The organism is Neisseria perflava (assembly GCF_019334725.1).
In the GTDB taxonomy this organism is placed as follows: domain Bacteria; phylum Pseudomonadota; class Gammaproteobacteria; order Burkholderiales; family Neisseriaceae; genus Neisseria; species Neisseria subflava_A.
In genome coordinates, this window is sequence record NZ_CP079818.1 from 1,905,279 (window position 1) to 1,921,379 (window position 16,101).

Here is a 16,101-nt window from a genome sequence, read left to right on the forward strand (position 1 = left end):
TATATTCATCAATCCAATCAGTTTTTCATCGATTGAACCGGAGCCGGGATTCTGCCGCCTCGGTTGACAAATACTTCGCACGAACCTTCTTTAACCGGCATTACAGGCGCGTAGCCCAACAAGCCGCCGAACTCGACGCTGTCGCCGACGGTTTTACCGGTTACCGGAATAATGCGCACGGCAGTGGTTTTGCTGTTGATCATGCCGATGGCGGCCTCGTCGGCGATGATGCCGGAAATGGTATGCGCAGGCGTATCGCCGGGGACGGCAATCATGTCCAAACCAACGGAGCAGACGGCTGTCATAGCTTCGAGTTTGTCCAGTGTCAGCACACCGGCTTCAGCAGCGGCAATCATGCCCTCATCTTCTGAAACAGGGATAAATGCGCCGCTCAAACCGCCGACCGCGCTGGAAGCCATCATGCCGCCTTTTTTCACGGCATCATTCAGCAAGGCCAAAGCTGCTGTCGTGCCGTGCGTACCGCAGACGCTCAAGCCCATTTCTTCAAGAATGCGCGCCACCGAGTCGCCGACAGCAGGGGTTGGTGCTAACGACAAGTCGAGGATACCAAACGGGATATTCAGCATTTTTGAGGCTTCGCGGCCGATGAGTTCGCCCACGCGGGTAATTTTGAAAGCGGTTTTCTTCACAACTTCCGCAACTTTGGTCAATGTCGTTGCATCTGAATTTTCCAACGCGGCTTTTACAACACCCGGGCCGGATACGCCGACATTGATAACGGCATCCGCTTCGCCCGAACCGTGAAACGCGCCCGCCATAAACGGATTATCTTCTACTGCATTACAGAACACGACAATTTTGGCGCAGCCGAAACCTTCGGGCGTGATTTCAGCCGTGCGTTTGATGGTTTCGCCTGCCAGCTTGACCGCATCCATATTGATACCGGCACGCGTGCTGCCGATATTAATGGAGCTGCACACGATATCGGTGGTTTTCATGGCTTCGGGAATGGAACGGATCAGCACTTCGTCCGAAGGCGACATACCTTTTTGCACCAGCGCAGAAAAGCCGCCGATAAACGACACGCCAATAGCTTTGGCTGCCTTATCCAAAGTTTGCGCCACGCTGACATAGGAGTCGGCATGGGTGGCCGCGGCGATTTGGGCAATCGGCGTAACGGAAATGCGCTGATTCACAATCGGTACGCCGTATTTGGCAGACAGATATTTTGCCGTTGCCACCAAGTCTTTGCCGATGGTGGTGATTTTGTTGTAAATATTTTGGTTCAACACATTGATATCGCTGCTGATGCAGTCGTGCAAATCAATGCCGATGGTAATGGTGCGCACGTCAAAATTCTGGTCGGCAACCATTTTGACGGTTTCAAGTATCTCATTACTGTGGAAGTTATTCATGGGGTTCGGCCTTTCTTGCAGGTCGTCTGAAAAATATTTTCAGACGACCTTCGATTAGACTTTAAGCTTGACATACATATGCTCTTGCGTGCCTTCAGCAGTTTTTCGCATTTCGTAATCAAACACATCAGAATATTTTTTTACTAAATCGGTAAATTTCTTACACCCGTAATTACGTGGGTCAAAATCTACCTGCAAGCGTTTCCAAGTGGCACCGAATGCAGTCATAGCCATCCATTCACTTTCCGCATGTTCGAAAATTTTATGTATAGTCTCTAATGGTAATTTGTTCTCAAGTTGTTCGGCAATTTTCGGTTGAGCTTGAGCATTTTCGGGAGAGGCTGTTTGAATCTGTTTCTCTGTTGGTTTCTGTGGTTTATCAGTTACTGTTTCTTTTTGTGTGGGTTCAGGCATCAAGTTTTCTACATAGATAAATTGGCTGCACGCATTACGGAAAGCTTCAGGCGTTTGCTTTTTGCCAAAACCGTAAACTGTTACACCTTGTTCTTTCAACCGAATAGCTAATGCAGTAAAGTCACTATCACTAGATACCAAACAAAAACCATCAAAACGGCCAGTATAAAGTAAATCCATCGCATCAATAATCATAAAACCGTCAGTGGCATTTTTACCTGTGGTGTAAGCGAATTGCTGCATAGGTTTGATAGCATGCTCATTAATGACGGCTTTCCATTTGCCGTTGTCACCAACAAAGTTGCCATAGATGCGTTTTGCCATTGCTTCACCGAATTTAGTTGTTTCTTCTAAAATCGCATCAATGGTTTGCGCTGACGCATTATCAGCATCAATTAAAACTGCCAACCGTGCAGATTTCTCTTCTACATTAAAACTAATTTTATTTTTTGACATAATTTTAGAGTTCCTAAAATCAAATACGGTGCATGGCTTGGAAAATTTCTTCGTTTTGCATACGGATATCAAGCGCGAGTTTTTTGCTTTCTTCCGCAAACAAATCCAAAACCTCTTGACGCGATTTGGTGCATTTTGAAGTGTCCACCAAAATAATCATGGTAAAAAAATCGTCCATCAGCTGTTGGCTGATGTTGAGAATATTGATTTGGTTTTCCGCTAAAATTTTGGAAACGTCGTACACAATGCCCACACGGTCTTTACCGATGACGGTGATGACTGAATTGTTCATAACGCTGTTTCTCCTCATAGGATATTTGAAAAGTGTTGACAATTATAACACTCAGGCCGTCTGAAAAACTGTTTCAGACGGCCTGAGTATTCAAATTTCAATTTTAATTATCGCCCTGCTTTCAAAGCCTGCCACAGGCGAACGCTGAGTTTGCTCGCATCGGTTGACTTAGGGGAGACGATGAAGCTTTTTTCCATCAATTCTTTACTTGGGAAAATCGATTCATCGGATGTGTACTTTTCATCCATCAAATCACGCGCCGGACGGCTGGCCGGAGCATAAGTCACATAGTTGCCGTTTTTGGCCGCTGTTTCCGGATTGAGCGTGTGATTGATGTATTTGTGTGCATTGGCCACATTTTGCGCATCACGCGGAATCATCAGCGAATCCACCCAAATACCGACGCCGCTTTTCGGCGCCAACACTTCGACTTCGACGCCGTTTCCTGCTTCTTTGGCACGGGTTTTGGCAATATTGAGGTCGCCGCCGTAGCCTACCGATACGCAAAGATTACCGGCAGCCATATCGTCAATATAGCCGGATGAGGTAAAGCGTTTGATGTCGGGACGCACTTTTTTCATCATATCGATAGCTGCTTTGATGTCGTCAGGGTTTTCGCTGTTCGGATCTTTGCCCAAATAATGCAAAGCCAAAGGAATCTGCTCGATGGCACTGTCGAAATAACTGATGCCGCAGGATTTCAGTTTTTGGGTATATTCAGGGTTAAACACCAAATCCCATTCGTTTTCAGGCAGCTTATCCGTACCCAAAGCCTTTTGAACCTGCTGTTTGTTAATCGCCAGCGTATTGATGCCCCAGAAATAAGGTACGGCATATTCGTTGCCCGGATCGACGGTTTCCATCATTTTCAACAAATCGGGGTCGATATTGGCGTAATCGGGAATTTGCGATTTGTTGATTTTTTGATACGCGCCGGCTTTAATCTGGCGGCCGACATTGGCAATAGAAGGTGCAACCAGGTCATAACCCGACTTGCCGGTCAGCAGCTTGGCTTCCAGCGCTTCGTTGCTGTCGTAGTAATCGTAGCGGACGTTGATATGCGTATTTTTTTCAAACGCAGACAGCGTGGCAGGATCGACATAATCCGACCAGTTGTAGATATTGAGTTTATCCGTTTGAGAGGAAGAAGTTTGAGTTTGAGATGCGGAAGATTCTGCGGCGGTTCCTTGTCCGCCGCTACACGCAGTCAAGACGAGGCTCACGATTGCCGCCGCCATCAAAGATTTTTTCATGGTTTCAGACCTTTTGTTCGGGGGGTAAAAATATTGCAGCGGTGGCAGATGCCACTTACAAAAGGGAAACTGTGGGGGCGGCCGGCATGTGTCCTTTGCCCTTAATTCAGCAAGGTTTGCATTAAACGGCAAAAAGCTTTTGAATGCAAGACCTTAAAGCAGAAAAAATTCTCCCTTTTCAGACGGCCTGAAGCTATGGTTTTATTCATAAACAACATTTTTTCAGAAACGGTTTCATGCCGTCTGGAAAAAACTGTGTGCTTATTCAGACGGCCTCAAGATTTGTCAAAACCGCCCAATTTGTGGGAAAATTGCACGATTGAATTTAATGAAGGGCGACCCCGTGTTAGACAGAGAAGGCTATCGCCCCAATGTCGGTATTATCCTGATTAACGAACGTAACGAAGTCTTTTGGGGCAAACGCGTACGCGAACATTCTTGGCAGTTTCCGCAAGGCGGCATCAAGCCGGGCGAAAGCCCTGAGACCGCCATGTACCGCGAGTTGTACGAAGAAGTCGGCCTGCTGCCGCAACACATCAAAATCGTTGGCCGTACGCGCGACTGGTTGCGTTATGACGTTCCCAGTCACTGGGTGCGCCGCGAATGGCGCGGTTCGTATCGCGGACAAAAACAGATTTGGTATCTTTTGCGTTTGGTCGGCCGCGACAGCGACGTCAACCTCCGCGCCTGCCATCATCCTGAGTTTGACGGCTGGCGCTGGCACCAATACTGGGCGCCGGTTGACGAAGTCATCGACTTCAAGCGCGGCGTGTATTTGGACGCATTGACCGAACTCTCCCGTTTCTTGCGCGGCATAGAAAGCTATGAAGACTTTATCCGTCGCAATCCAATAGAAAACCTATAATCCAAACGCTTTCAGGCCGTCTGAAAGCGTTGTTTTTCATCTTTTCAGACGGCCTTTACATTATTCCTATGGCTAAAAACAATCAATACAGCGAATCCAGCATTACCGTCCTCAAAGGCTTGGAGCCGGTCAAAGAACGTCCCGGTATGTACACCCGTACCGACAGCCCGACCCATATCTGTCAGGAAGTGATTGATAACGCGGCGGACGAGGCATTGGGCGGTTTCGCGACTGCAATCGACGTGCAAATTCATGAAGACGGTTCGCTTTCCGTCCGTGATAACGGTCGCGGTATTCCCGTCGGCCTGCACCCTGAAGAAGGCGTACCCGTAGTCGAACTCGTGTTTACCCGTCTGCACGCAGGCGGCAAGTTCAATAAAAAAGACGGCGGCAGCGCGTATGCCTTTTCAGGCGGCCTGCACGGCGTCGGCGTATCTGTTACCAATGCCCTTTCCACCCGCCTTGAAGTAACAGTCAAACGCGAAGGTAAAGTCCACCGCATCGTCTTTTCCGGTGGCGACGTCATCGAGCCTTTGACAGAAGTGGGCAAATGCGCCGTCAAAGACAGCGGTACCGAAGTGCGCGTGTGGCCGGACGGCAAATATTTTGAAAGCCCAAATTACAGCATTCCCGAACTCGAACGCCTGCTGCGCGCCAAAGCCGTATTGCTGCCCGGCGTGCGCGTTTCCCTGACCCGTCCGGTCAAAGGCGAGGATGAAGCGCACACCCAAACTTGGCACTATCCGGACGGCCTGAAAAGCTATCTGACCGACCTGATTGCCGACGCACAAGAAGCCGTACCTATCTTCTCCTGCGAAAACTACATTTCAGACGGCCACAACGGCGATTTCAGCATCGGCGAAGGCGCCGCCTTTGCCCTGACTTGGCTGGAAGAAGGCTCATGCGCCAACGAAAGCTATGTCAACCTGATTCCCACCCCTCTGGGCGGTACTCATGAAGCAGGCTTGAAACAAGCCGTGTTCAACGCCGTAAACAACTTCATCAATCTACACAACCTCTTGCCGCGCGGCGTGAAAGTGCAAAGCGACGACGTGTTCAGCAAAACCGCCTTCGTCCTCTCTGCCCGCGTCCTCGACCCGCAGTTCCAAGGTCAAACCAAAGACAAACTAACCAACCGCGACGCGCTGAAACTTGTTGCCGCCGTATCGGGCGACCCTTTGGAATTGTGGCTGAACCAAAACGTAGACTTCGGCAAAAAAATCGCCGAACTCGCCATCCGTCAGGCACAGGCGCGGATGCGTTCGGTTAAAAAAATCGAAAAGAAAAAAGGCAGCGGCGTCGCCGTCCTGCCCGGCAAACTGACCGACTGCGAAAGCGAAGATATCCGCGAAAACGAACTCTTCCTCGTCGAAGGCGATTCCGCCGGCGGCTCCGCCAAACTTGCCCGCGATAAAGCCACACAAGCCATCCTGCCCCTGCGCGGCAAAGTGCTCAACAGCTTTGAAGTCCACCCCGACCAACTCTTCGGCAACGCCGAAATCCATGATATTTCCGTTGCCATCGGCGTTGATCCGCATGGAATCAATGATAATCCCGACTTAAGCGGCCTGCGCTACGGCAAAATCGCCATCCTGTCCGATGCCGACGTGGACGGCTCGCATATTCAAGTTTTGCTGTTGACCCTGTTCTACCGCCACTTCCCGAAACTGGTTGCCGACGGACACATCTACGTCGCCCAGCCGCCGCTGTTCCGCGTCGATGTCAACGCACAAGGTAAGAGCAAACCTGCCCGCAAATTCTACGCCCTCGACCAAAACGAACTCGACAGCATTTTAGAGCGACTGCAAAAAGAAGGCGTTAAAGAAACTGCTTATTCTATCAGCCGTTTCAAAGGCTTGGGCGAGATGAACCCCGATCAGCTCAAAGACACCACCATGCACCCCGACACCCGCCGTCTGTTGCAGGTGCAAATCCCAGAAGGTGCAGATGACGAAACACGCGATATCTTCGTCAAACTGATGGGCAAAGGCGAAGCCGCCGCCCGCCGCGCATGGATGGAAAAAGAAGGCGATACGGCAGAATTGGATATCTAATCCATTGTTTCAATAGACTAAAGGCCGTCTGAAACTTTAAAAGTTTCAGACGGCCTTTTTTCAATCATCAGAAATTAAGATTAAACAGTATTTCAATACCCTGTTACTTACCTGTTTCTATTTTCGCAGCTTAATAGTGTCTTTAAGAAAAATAAAAAAGCACTGATATAATCAGTGCTTTTTAAATAATGGCGCGGCGGACGGGGCTCGAACCCGCGACCCCCGGCGTGACAGGCCGGTACTCTAACCAACTGAGCTACCACCGCGCATCCACTGTCAAAGACAATGAAAGGAAACTTGGTGGGTGATGACGGAGTCGAACCGCCGACATTCTGCTTGTAAGGCAGACGCTCTACCAACTGAGCTAATCACCCGATAAGCCGACATTAAATCAAAAAATCAGGCTACGCGCAAGGTTTTTATTTAAATAAAAATATATCCCATTGAAAGAATATAGAATATTTTATTTAACCGCAAAAATTACCGATATACCGTTCTATCAATCGAAAATCAAATGCCCCAATTTATCCGCTTTAGTATGCAGATAACGTTCATTTTCCACATTTTCGCCGACATGTAATGCAATCCGTTCAACCACATTAATGCCGGAATCTTTCAACGTTTGGATTTTTTCAGGATTATTGGTCAACAACCTGACCTCCCGAATATGCAGATAATCATAAATCTGCTTGGCTAAAGTGAAGTCGCGCGCATCAACAGGAAGGCCGAGCGCTACATTGGCTTCAACCGTATCCAAGCCCTGATCTTGCAGACGATAAGCACGGATTTTGTTTATCAAACCAATGCCCCTGCCTTCTTGGCGCAAATATACGATAACGCCACGCCCTTCTTTCTGAACAACCTGCATCGCCGCTTGAAGCTGAGGGCCGCAATCACATTTCACCGAAAATAAAGCATCGCCGGTCAAGCACTCGGAATGGATACGCGACAACACAGGCAGGCCGTCTGAAACATCGCCCATCGTCAATGCGACATGTTCCTGACCGCCCTCTTCTTCAAAGCCGTGCATGGTAAACTCGCCCCATTCCGTAGGCAAACGGCATGACGCAACAAACTTCAAGGCATTACTCATTTTCCGCTTCCTCTTTTTCAGCCACGCCCAACAGATTTTTCAAAGAATCCGACAGAGCCAAGGCAAGGGCAATCCAAGCCACCAATACTTCATCAGGCGCACCGTCTTTGACATCAAACTCGGCATGCACCACACCCAAAACCGCACCGCTGGGCATACAGACAGGAACAGAAATCTGACTCAAGCCGGGATGATTGCGTTCGTCCGACAGCTCACCAATTTCCTGCCAATACGCCACATTCTGACAAACATTCATCCAACCGCTTTGCGCCGTACGCACAGCCAAAAAAGCCCGTCCGGCCTGCTCATCGATTGGAATCACATTTTCCAACGGCACGCCCCAACGGCTCAGTCGAACCAGCGACAACGCGCCATCTTTCGGGAAAGCTGTATAAACTGCTGCGCTTTTCAAATGCTCAGTGCGCTCGGCAACCGAATCCAAAGCCATAAAAATCTGTTTCAGCAACAATTCATGTTCGGCATCAACATAATCCGCCAACTGCCAACCGTCTTCAGACGGCCACAAAATCGAACGCTCAACCGAAGCATTGCCCATTTTAATCACAGCCTGGGCAGTCAAATAAGCAACATGTATCTCATCCGCAGGCAATTTCAAACCTTGCGTCTGCAAAAAATCTTTAATCAATAAAGCAGGCATCTGCCCTTCCTCACCAATAGTAAAGTTGAGGCCGTCTGAAAACAAACCCTGCTTTCAGACGGCCGGAATAAACCATTATATAAGGGATAAACCGAAAAATTCAAGCAAACAAGACTTTGCGCTCCCATTAATCTTGTGTATAATCCACGGTTCAAATTAGTGCGGACGTGGCGAAATTGGTAGACGCACCAGATTTAGGTTCTGGCGCCGAGAGGTGTGAGAGTTCGAGTCTCTCCGTCCGCACCACACTCAAAATGAGCAGCTTTCGGGCTGCTTTTTTTACATCTATTCCACTATATACCCTATTCAAAATCAAAACTGCTTTTAATTTTTTGACCTTTGCAAAAAAGGGGTTTATTTGGGGGTATAACAGACGTTTCCATTTTATCTTTCAGACTGCCTATCATTTATGTTGAATCCATCGCAAAAACTTGTCGAATTGGTCCGTATCCTTGAAGAACGTGCCTATATTTTTCCGGGAGATCCTGTGCAGGCGACGGAAGCGTTGCGACATATTGATGGCGGCAATGAGGAAAAACTGATACGCCGCGCTCAAATTATTGACCGCGACCAGCATTTGAAATATGTGTTGCAACAAGTGGAGACAGGCTCGTTTTGGCTTTGGATTGCTGCGGCGACGTTGTTGTTTACAGTCGGTTTTTCCAGTACTTATCTTTTGATGGACAATCAGGGGCTGAACTTTTTTCTGGTATTGGCCGGGATTTTGGGCATGAATACAGTCATGCTGCTGGTGTGGCTGGCGACTTTATTCCTGCGTTTGAAAAATATGCACTTTATCAGCAGTCCGACAACTTGGTTCCGAGGTAAAGACCCGGTCAATCAGGCAATTTTGCGGCTTTATGTGGATGAATGGCGCAAACCGCAAACGCGTTGGCTGATTGGTGCAACTTCACACGGCCTGTGGCTTTGCACGCTGTCGGGAATGTTGGTTTCTGTTTTGCTGCTGCTTTTGGTGCGTCAATATACGTTCAACTGGGAAAGTACGCTTTTAAGCAATACGGCATTGGTGAAAACGGTTGAGGCTTTGTCATGGTTGCCGGAACATTTGGGCTTTCCTGTTCCCGACAGTCAGGCCGTAATTGCAGGCCGTCTAAACAATCATATCGAAGATGCACACGCTTGGGCAGGCTTACTCATCGGCAGCATTATCTGCTATGGCATTCTGCCGCGCTTGCTTGCTTGGCTGGCTTGCAAGATTACTTTAAAAACCCTGCGCGAATGTTTGGATTTGAATCAGCCCTACTATCAAAACATCCTTCGCACATGGCAAACGAAGATTGTTGATGCCGATGATTTTCAGGAAAACATCGTTCCCGTTTCATCTAAAATTACGCTGAATAATGCGCCTAAATGGGCTGTTACACTGGAAACGGAATGGCCTGATCCGCTTTGGTTTTCCGGCGTTTTGGCGCAAGAATGGATAGACAAAGGTGTGGCCGCCGGCAGAAAAGATTTGGAACAATTGGAAGCCGAATTGAAACAAACTCCGGCGCAACTTCTCATCGGCGTACGCACGCAAACTGTTCCCGATCGCGGCATTTTGCGTCAAATCAGCCGCTTGGCTGAAGCTACGGACGGCGGCGTTATCATTCAACTTTTGAATCAAGACAGTTTCTCTGAAGATTTGGATACCAAACTGGATTATTGGCGCGATGCGCTGGCAGAAAGAAACATTGCCTGGCTGGAACCGACCCGTTTGGCACAAGAAAAACGGCAAAGCGCTATTTGACAGATAAACCGAAGGCCGTCTGAAAAGTTTTCAGACGACCTTTTATCGCAACTTGGAAGCTTGTTTTTAATATTGTCTTGCTGTCTTGATGATATAACCAATTTAAATTTAATCATTTCTTGACTATCCGTTATGTTTTCATTTTTTAATATAACTTAAAAAATAATTTCAAAAAAACTACTACATACTTGCACTGTCAATACAACAGCAAACGGATGAAAACGCTTGCTATTTTTCACCCCATTTTTCATTTTGGAGTGCTAATATGCAAACACTAAACATGGATGATTTACAACAAGTTTCCGGCGGTTTTAATTTCAGTCGAAGCGCGGTTTCAGGAGCCGGCCGCTGGGTTGGTGCCGGAGCAGGTGCTTTTGCCGGCGGCTTTACCGGAATGGCGTTAGGCGCGATTGCGGGACCGGGCGGTATGGCTGCCGGTGGTGCTATCGGAGCCAACGTAGGTAGAGTTTTAGGAGGCAGATTAGGTTCGTTTGTCGCCAGAAGATCGTTTGGCTATTAAATCATTGCCGATCAAACTCCGTATCCCGAAAATATTTACGGGATACGGATTCTTTATCAACAATACTGAAGGATAACGGCATGAAAAATTTTTGGGAAAATTATAAGAAAAACTTGCAGTTGCTCGCAACTTTTGCCAAAAAATATTGGAAGGTCCTACTGGTCATCAGCTTCGCTGTAAACTTTATTGTCATCGGGGTGAACACTATCTTGAGTCTCTATGTGATCAATCCGAAATATTTTTTAGGGGAAGAATATTTCCTTTCAGAAATTATCGAAAGCCTCGTCGCAGTAAGCTTGATGATATGGACATTCCTGAAATATATTCAGTACAAACAGAAAGATGCTTCTTCGAAAGATTCTTCTTCAAATTAAATACGGAACAATCCCAAACTTTATAAGAAGGATAAGGGCATGAAAAATTTTTGGGAAAATTATAAGAAAAACCTGAAGTTGCTCGCAAGTTTCAGCAAACAATACTGGAAGGCATTGCTGATTATGTGCTTTGCGGCCAGCTTTACTGTTTTCCTTGCGAACTTGATTTTAAGCCTTATCATCAATCCGAAGTATTTCTTTGGAGTAGACCGTTTTCTTCCCGACTGGGTCGAAGTGTTAATTATGTGTACCCTGGTTGAACTGATGTTCTTGAAATACATAAAATCCAAAAAGAAAAAATCGCTTCCAGAATAGGTACAAACAGATTAGCCCAACCTTGTCTTTTCAATGGGTTATATCTTTTTCCTGTCTGTCAAGATTTCTAAAACCAAGGTCGTCTGAAAAGCTTTCAGATGACCTTTTACTATGAATAATTCAAATAAAAAGCGCGAACCTTTCGATTCGCGCTTTTTTTTCAGACGGCATCAATTATTTTTTGTCGTCTTTTACTTCTTCAAAGTCGGCATCTACGATGTCGTCGTCTTTCTTAGCGGAAGACTCGGCTTGTGCGCCCTCGCCTGCTTGGGCTTGGGCTTCGGCTTGCGCTTGAGCGTAAACCATTTCGCCCAATTTTTGGCTGGCTGTACCCAAAGCTTCGGCTTTGGCATCGATAGCGGCTTTGTCGTCGCCTTTAACCGCTTCTTCAGCTTCTTTCAACGCAGCTTCGATTTTTTCTTTCTCAGCAGCGTCGAGTTTATCGCCGTAGTCAGTCAGAGATTTTTTCACAGAGTGAATCAGGGCTTCAGCTTGGTTGCGGGAAGCGACCAATTCAGTCAGTTTTTTATCTTCTTCAGCGTTGGCTTCGGCATCTTTCACCATGCGTTCGATTTCTTCTTCGCTCAAACCTGAAGAACCTTGGATGGTAATGTTGGCCGCTTTGCCGGTGCCTTTGTCTTTGGCAGAAACGTGCAAGATACCGTTGGCGTCGATGTCGAAAGTAACTTCAATTTGTGGCATACCGCGTGGTGCAGGTGCGATGTCGCCCAAGTTGAACTGACCCAAAGATTTGTTGGCAGAAGCGCGTTCGCGTTCGCCTTGCAGTACGTGGATGGTTACTGCGCTTTGGTTGTCTTCGGCAGTTGAGAACACTTGAGACGCTTTAGTCGGAATAGTAGTGTTCTTTTGAATCAGCTTGGTCATCACGCCGCCCATGGTTTCGATACCCAAAGACAGAGGCGTTACGTCCAGCAGCAATACGTCGCTACGGCCGCCGCTCAATACTTCGCCTTGAATCGCTGCACCTACGGCAACAGCTTCGTCAGGGTTCACGTCTTTACGAGGCTCTTTACCGAAGAAGGCTTTAACGGCTTCTTGTACTTTCGGCATACGGCTTTGACCACCGACCAAAATCACGTCGTCGATTTCGCTGGCATTCAGGCCGGCATCTTTCAATGCGACTTTACAAGGCTCGATAGAACGTTGAATCAAATCTTCAACCAGGCTTTCAAATTTGGCACGGGTAATTTTCATGGCCAAGTGTTTAGGGCCGGTTGCGTCCATAGTGATGTATGGCAGGTTGATTTCAGTTTGCTGACCGCTGGACAATTCGATTTTGGCTTTTTCAGCAGCTTCTTTCAGACGTTGCAGAGCCATTACGTCTTGTTTCAAATCAATGCCTTGTTCTTTTTTGAACTCGTCAATGATGTAGTCGATCAAGCGTTGGTCGAAGTCTTCACCGCCCAAGAAAGTATCGCCGTTGGTAGCCAATACTTCGAATTGTTTGTCGCCGTCGAGGTTGGCGATTTCGATGATGGAAATATCGAAAGTACCGCCACCCAAGTCATATACGGCTACTTTGCGGTCTTTGTTGTCGCCTTTGTCCATACCGAATGCCAAAGCGGCAGCGGTTGGTTCGTTGATGATACGTTTTACTTCCAAACCTGCGATACGGCCTGCGTCTTTAGTCGCTTGACGTTGGCTGTCGTTGAAGTAGGCAGGAACGGTAATCACTGCTTCGGTGACTTTCTCGCCCAAGTAAGCTTCAGCGGCTTCTTTCATTTTACGCAAAACTTCTGCGGAAATTTGAGGAGGAGACAGTTCTTTACCTTGCGCTTTCACCCATGCGTCGCCGTTGCTGGCTTTGATGATTTCGAAAGGCATAGATTCGATGTCGCGTTGAACTTCTTTGTCTTCAAATTTGTGGCCGATCAAACGTTTGGCGGCGTAAATAGTATTTTTAGCGTTGGTTACCGCTTGGCGTTTTGCAGGCGCGCCGACGAGGATTTCGCCACCGTCCAAATAAGCGATAACGGAAGGAGTGGTGCGTGCACCTTCTGCATTTTCGATCACTTTGGTTTGACCGTTTTCAGAAATGGCCAAACAAGAGTTGGTTGTACCTAAGTCAATACCGATTACTTTTGCCATATTATGTTGCTCCTAATAAATAAACTTTTCTAAATTAATAATCCTGTGGAACATTTCGTTCCGATGGCTTGTAAATAAGGTTGCTTCATTTTTTTTCAAGGCTTAATTTGAATTTTTTTTTAAATTAAATTCAAGTACTTGATTTATTTATCCACAAGCCGTTTATTCTTTTTTCAGACGGCTGGCTTTAATTTTCCGATTCCGGTTTATCGGAATGATTTTCCAATAGCGGAACATCAGGATTTGAAACCGGATAAGGCCGTCTGAAGATCTTATGCTTGATAAACTTTATCAAGCGGTGCCTTCAATCTTCTTTTTTCGCCACAACAACCATCGCAGGACGCAGTACGCGATCGGCCAATGTATAGCCTTTTTTCATCACGCTGACGATGGTATTCGGCTCTTGCTCGCTGACGACTGCCTGCATCGCTTGATGTTGGTGCGGATCAAGTTTGTCGCCCGGTTGCGGGTTGATTTCTTTAATATGTGTGGCATCAAATGCTTTTTGCAGCTCGTTCAAAGTCATTTGCACACCCATTTTCAGCGCATCGAAATTGCCGCTTTGGTCCAGCAGCGCCATTTCGAGATAATCTTTAACCGGCAACATTTCTGCTGCAAATTTTTGTCCGGCGAATTTATGGGTATCGGCGATTTCTTGCTGATGGCGGCGGCGCAGGTTTTGCTCGTTTGCCAAACCGCGCAGCTCGCTGTCTTTGAGTTGGCCTTCCAACTCGGTGACACGCGCCTGAAGCTCTTCGTAAGTCAGTTCTGCTTGTTCGGTTTCAACGGTTTCGGCAGTTTCTACGGCTGCCGCTTCTTCTGCTTCGTGTTGATGTTGTTCGTTATGCTCCGTCATTTCTGACATCCTTTTAGCGTGTTGATATTCGATGTTTCATATATAAGGCCGTCTGAAAAAACTTCAAGCATTTGAATACCGATTATCAAATGCCTTGTTAAAAGACGTTGGAAAACGGTAAGATAGCCATCTGATTTTATTCTTCAGACGGCCTCGAATATGAAAAAAGACCATTTGAATTCAACCGATTTTAATCTGTGGCACACCATTCGCGAAGAAACCGAAGCGGCCGCCGCGGCCGAACCGATGCTGGCAAGCTTCCTGCATCAAACCGTGTTGCGCCACGATTCGCTTGATTCGGTACTTGCCTACCATCTTTCCAGCAAGCTCGGCAGCCCGATTATGGATGTGCGCGCGCTGTTTGAAATTTATCAGCAGGCCTTGAGCGTGGACACCCGTATCAGCAAATGTGTCGAGGCCGACTTAAAAGCCATTTACGAGCGCGACCCGGCTTGTGATGAATATTCGCTGCCGCTGTTGTATTTCAAAGGCTTCCACGCCGTACAGGCACACCGCATCAACCACTGGCTCTATCAAAACGGTCGTAAAACGCTGGCGTATTTCCTGCAAAACCGCATGTCGGAAGTCTTCGGTGTCGATATCCACCCGGCCGCCCGTTTCGGTCACGGTTTGATGCTCGACCATGCCACCGGTTTTGTGGCCGGTGAAACGGCTGTCTTGGGCAACAATATTTCCATCCTCCACGGCGTAACGCTGGGCGGTTCGGGCAAAGAAAGCGGCGACCGCCACCCGAAAATCGGCAATGGCGTGATGATTGGTGCGAACGCTTCGATTTTGGGCAACATCCGTATCGGCGAAAATGCCAAAATCGGCGCAGGCAGCGTGGTGGTTGCCGATGTACCGTCTTCGATTACCGTTGTCGGCGTACCGGCCAAACCGGTCGGCCGCTCTTCCAAAACTCCGTCTGCCGATATGGATCAAAGCATTCAATTATCGACTACGGATTTTGTGATTTAAGTTATCTGCCATTAAAAATGGCCGTCTGAAAAAACAAATCTTTCAGACGGCCTTTTATGATTTAAATCTTAGTATTAACCGCGTTTGCGCAAGGCTTCCAAGTGCATTTTAACCTGCTTGACTTTCTCTTCGGTAAACAGCTTGGCAATGTTTTTCCAAATGCTGTGATAACCGTAAGGCCCGTGTTGCATTTCGGCTTTTGCGTCATCCACCGACCAGCCTTGATAAATGATGCGGTACATTCCGGCAATCAAACCGGTACGGTCTGCGCCGTGATAACAATGGATAAGCACTGCGCCGTTTTGCTGTTGTTTTTCAATCAGGTATAAGATTTCCGCAATCTCTTTCGGCTTAATGCTCCATGACAGCAACGGACGGTTTAGCAAGGTCAAACCATGCGCTTTCAAATGGTCGTCATCGTTGCGGTCGAAAAAGCGCAGGTTGATCACGCTTTGAATACCCAGTTTGACGATGGCTTCGCCATCTTCGGCAACAGGCTGCTCGCTGCGGTAAAGCTTGTCGTCGATGCGATAAAGGTTGGCATCGTGTTTGACAGGCGTTGCCCAGCGTTCGGACTGAACGGCTTTGCTGCCGTTATCCGGCGGCGCGGACGAGCAAGCGATGGGCAAGCCGGAAGCGAGAAGGCACAATAAAAGACGGCGCATAAAATTCCTGTATGAAAATCAATTGGAAATCAAAATATCATGCGATTCTATCAAAACCCGTCCGGATATTCTA

The 16,101-nt window shown here is 47.6% G+C and carries 16 protein-coding genes and 3 tRNA genes; 8 read left to right on the forward strand and 11 right to left on the reverse strand.

What is annotated here, in order from left to right; all coding sequences use genetic code 11:
• Positions 1 to 17: 17 nt before the first annotated feature.
• From LPB400_RS09140 to LPB400_RS09155, 4 genes are all read right to left on the reverse strand, one after another.
• Entirely contained in the window at positions 18 to 1,376 is a 1,359-nt protein-coding gene (locus LPB400_RS09140; RefSeq protein WP_107769248.1) for a PFL family protein, read from the reverse strand.
• Positions 1,377 to 1,430: 54 nt separating this feature from the next.
• On the reverse strand, positions 1,431 to 2,246 hold the full coding sequence (locus LPB400_RS09145) for an NYN domain-containing protein (RefSeq protein WP_107769247.1): 816 nt from the start codon (positions 2,244 to 2,246) through the stop codon (positions 1,431 to 1,433).
• Between the two features lie 19 nt (positions 2,247 to 2,265).
• Positions 2,266 to 2,538, reverse strand: a complete 273-nt coding sequence (locus LPB400_RS09150) for an ACT domain-containing protein (RefSeq protein ID WP_003680574.1) — start codon at positions 2,536 to 2,538, stop codon at positions 2,266 to 2,268.
• Positions 2,539 to 2,645: 107 nt separating this feature from the next.
• Positions 2,646 to 3,791 (reverse strand): polyamine ABC transporter substrate-binding protein, encoded by a 1,146-nt coding sequence (locus tag LPB400_RS09155; protein ID WP_107769246.1) that lies wholly within the window; start codon positions 3,789 to 3,791, stop codon positions 2,646 to 2,648.
• 328 nt (positions 3,792 to 4,119) lie between these two features.
• On the opposite strand from LPB400_RS09155, the gene LPB400_RS09160 reads away from it, so the two are divergent.
• Together LPB400_RS09160 and parE are read left to right on the forward strand one after the other, a co-directional pair.
• Positions 4,120 to 4,656 carry an RNA pyrophosphohydrolase gene (locus tag LPB400_RS09160; RefSeq protein ID WP_049336237.1) on the forward strand — a complete coding sequence of 179 codons (537 nt, stop codon included), beginning with the start codon at positions 4,120 to 4,122 and terminating at the stop codon, positions 4,654 to 4,656.
• 68 nt (positions 4,657 to 4,724) lie between these two features.
• Positions 4,725 to 6,710 carry a DNA topoisomerase IV subunit B gene (parE, locus tag LPB400_RS09165; RefSeq protein ID WP_107769244.1) on the forward strand — a complete coding sequence of 662 codons (1,986 nt, stop codon included), beginning with the start codon at positions 4,725 to 4,727 and terminating at the stop codon, positions 6,708 to 6,710.
• 189 nt (positions 6,711 to 6,899) lie between these two features.
• On the opposite strand, the gene LPB400_RS09170 is transcribed toward parE, so the two are convergent.
• From LPB400_RS09170 to LPB400_RS09185, 4 genes are all read right to left on the reverse strand, one after another.
• Positions 6,900 to 6,976: transfer RNA gene (locus tag LPB400_RS09170), tRNA-Asp, on the reverse strand.
• A 32-nt stretch (positions 6,977 to 7,008) separates the two neighbouring features.
• A tRNA-Val gene (locus LPB400_RS09175) sits at positions 7,009 to 7,084 on the reverse strand.
• 125 nt (positions 7,085 to 7,209) lie between these two features.
• Positions 7,210 to 7,803 (reverse strand): GTP cyclohydrolase II, encoded by a 594-nt coding sequence (gene ribA, locus LPB400_RS09180; protein ID WP_107769243.1) that lies wholly within the window; start codon positions 7,801 to 7,803, stop codon positions 7,210 to 7,212.
• On the reverse strand, positions 7,796 to 8,461 hold the full coding sequence (locus LPB400_RS09185) for a hypothetical protein (protein ID WP_199900368.1): 666 nt from the start codon (positions 8,459 to 8,461) through the stop codon (positions 7,796 to 7,798). The genes ribA and LPB400_RS09185 overlap by 8 nt, the downstream gene beginning before the upstream one ends.
• A gap of 161 nt (positions 8,462 to 8,622) precedes the next feature.
• Here LPB400_RS09185 and LPB400_RS09190 point away from each other — a divergent pair.
• The 5 genes from LPB400_RS09190 (at position 8,623) to LPB400_RS09210 (ending at position 11,420) form a co-directional block, all read left to right on the forward strand.
• Positions 8,623 to 8,707 (forward strand) — tRNA-Leu (locus LPB400_RS09190).
• Positions 8,708 to 8,870: 163 nt separating this feature from the next.
• Positions 8,871 to 10,211 carry a DUF2868 domain-containing protein gene (locus tag LPB400_RS09195; RefSeq protein WP_107769241.1) on the forward strand — a complete coding sequence of 447 codons (1,341 nt, stop codon included), beginning with the start codon at positions 8,871 to 8,873 and terminating at the stop codon, positions 10,209 to 10,211.
• Positions 10,212 to 10,476: 265 nt separating this feature from the next.
• A complete protein-coding gene (locus tag LPB400_RS09200; RefSeq protein ID WP_070646719.1) occupies positions 10,477 to 10,731 on the forward strand; it encodes a hypothetical protein in 255 nt (84 codons plus the stop codon).
• Positions 10,732 to 10,811: 80 nt separating this feature from the next.
• Positions 10,812 to 11,105 (forward strand): hypothetical protein, encoded by a 294-nt coding sequence (locus LPB400_RS09205; protein ID WP_070583845.1) that lies wholly within the window; start codon positions 10,812 to 10,814, stop codon positions 11,103 to 11,105.
• A gap of 39 nt (positions 11,106 to 11,144) precedes the next feature.
• Positions 11,145 to 11,420, forward strand: a complete 276-nt coding sequence (locus LPB400_RS09210; protein WP_070646718.1) for a hypothetical protein — start codon at positions 11,145 to 11,147, stop codon at positions 11,418 to 11,420.
• 174 nt (positions 11,421 to 11,594) lie between these two features.
• Here the strand turns inward: LPB400_RS09210 and dnaK are convergent, their stop codons facing one another.
• Positions 11,595 to 13,529: a molecular chaperone DnaK gene (gene dnaK, locus LPB400_RS09215; protein WP_219088808.1), complete on the reverse strand. Its 1,935-nt coding sequence runs from the start codon at positions 13,527 to 13,529 to the stop codon at positions 11,595 to 11,597.
• Positions 13,530 to 13,833: 304 nt separating this feature from the next.
• On the reverse strand, positions 13,834 to 14,394 hold the full coding sequence (grpE, locus tag LPB400_RS09220) for a nucleotide exchange factor GrpE (RefSeq protein WP_004520668.1): 561 nt from the start codon (positions 14,392 to 14,394) through the stop codon (positions 13,834 to 13,836).
• Between the two features lie 150 nt (positions 14,395 to 14,544).
• On the opposite strand from grpE, the gene cysE reads away from it, so the two are divergent.
• Positions 14,545 to 15,363 (forward strand): serine O-acetyltransferase, encoded by an 819-nt coding sequence (gene cysE, locus LPB400_RS09225; protein ID WP_004520667.1) that lies wholly within the window; start codon positions 14,545 to 14,547, stop codon positions 15,361 to 15,363.
• Positions 15,364 to 15,437: 74 nt separating this feature from the next.
• On the opposite strand, the gene LPB400_RS09230 is transcribed toward cysE, so the two are convergent.
• On the reverse strand, positions 15,438 to 16,028 hold the full coding sequence (locus LPB400_RS09230) for a tyrosine-protein phosphatase (protein WP_004520666.1): 591 nt from the start codon (positions 16,026 to 16,028) through the stop codon (positions 15,438 to 15,440).
• Positions 16,029 to 16,101: the final 73 nt, after the last annotated feature.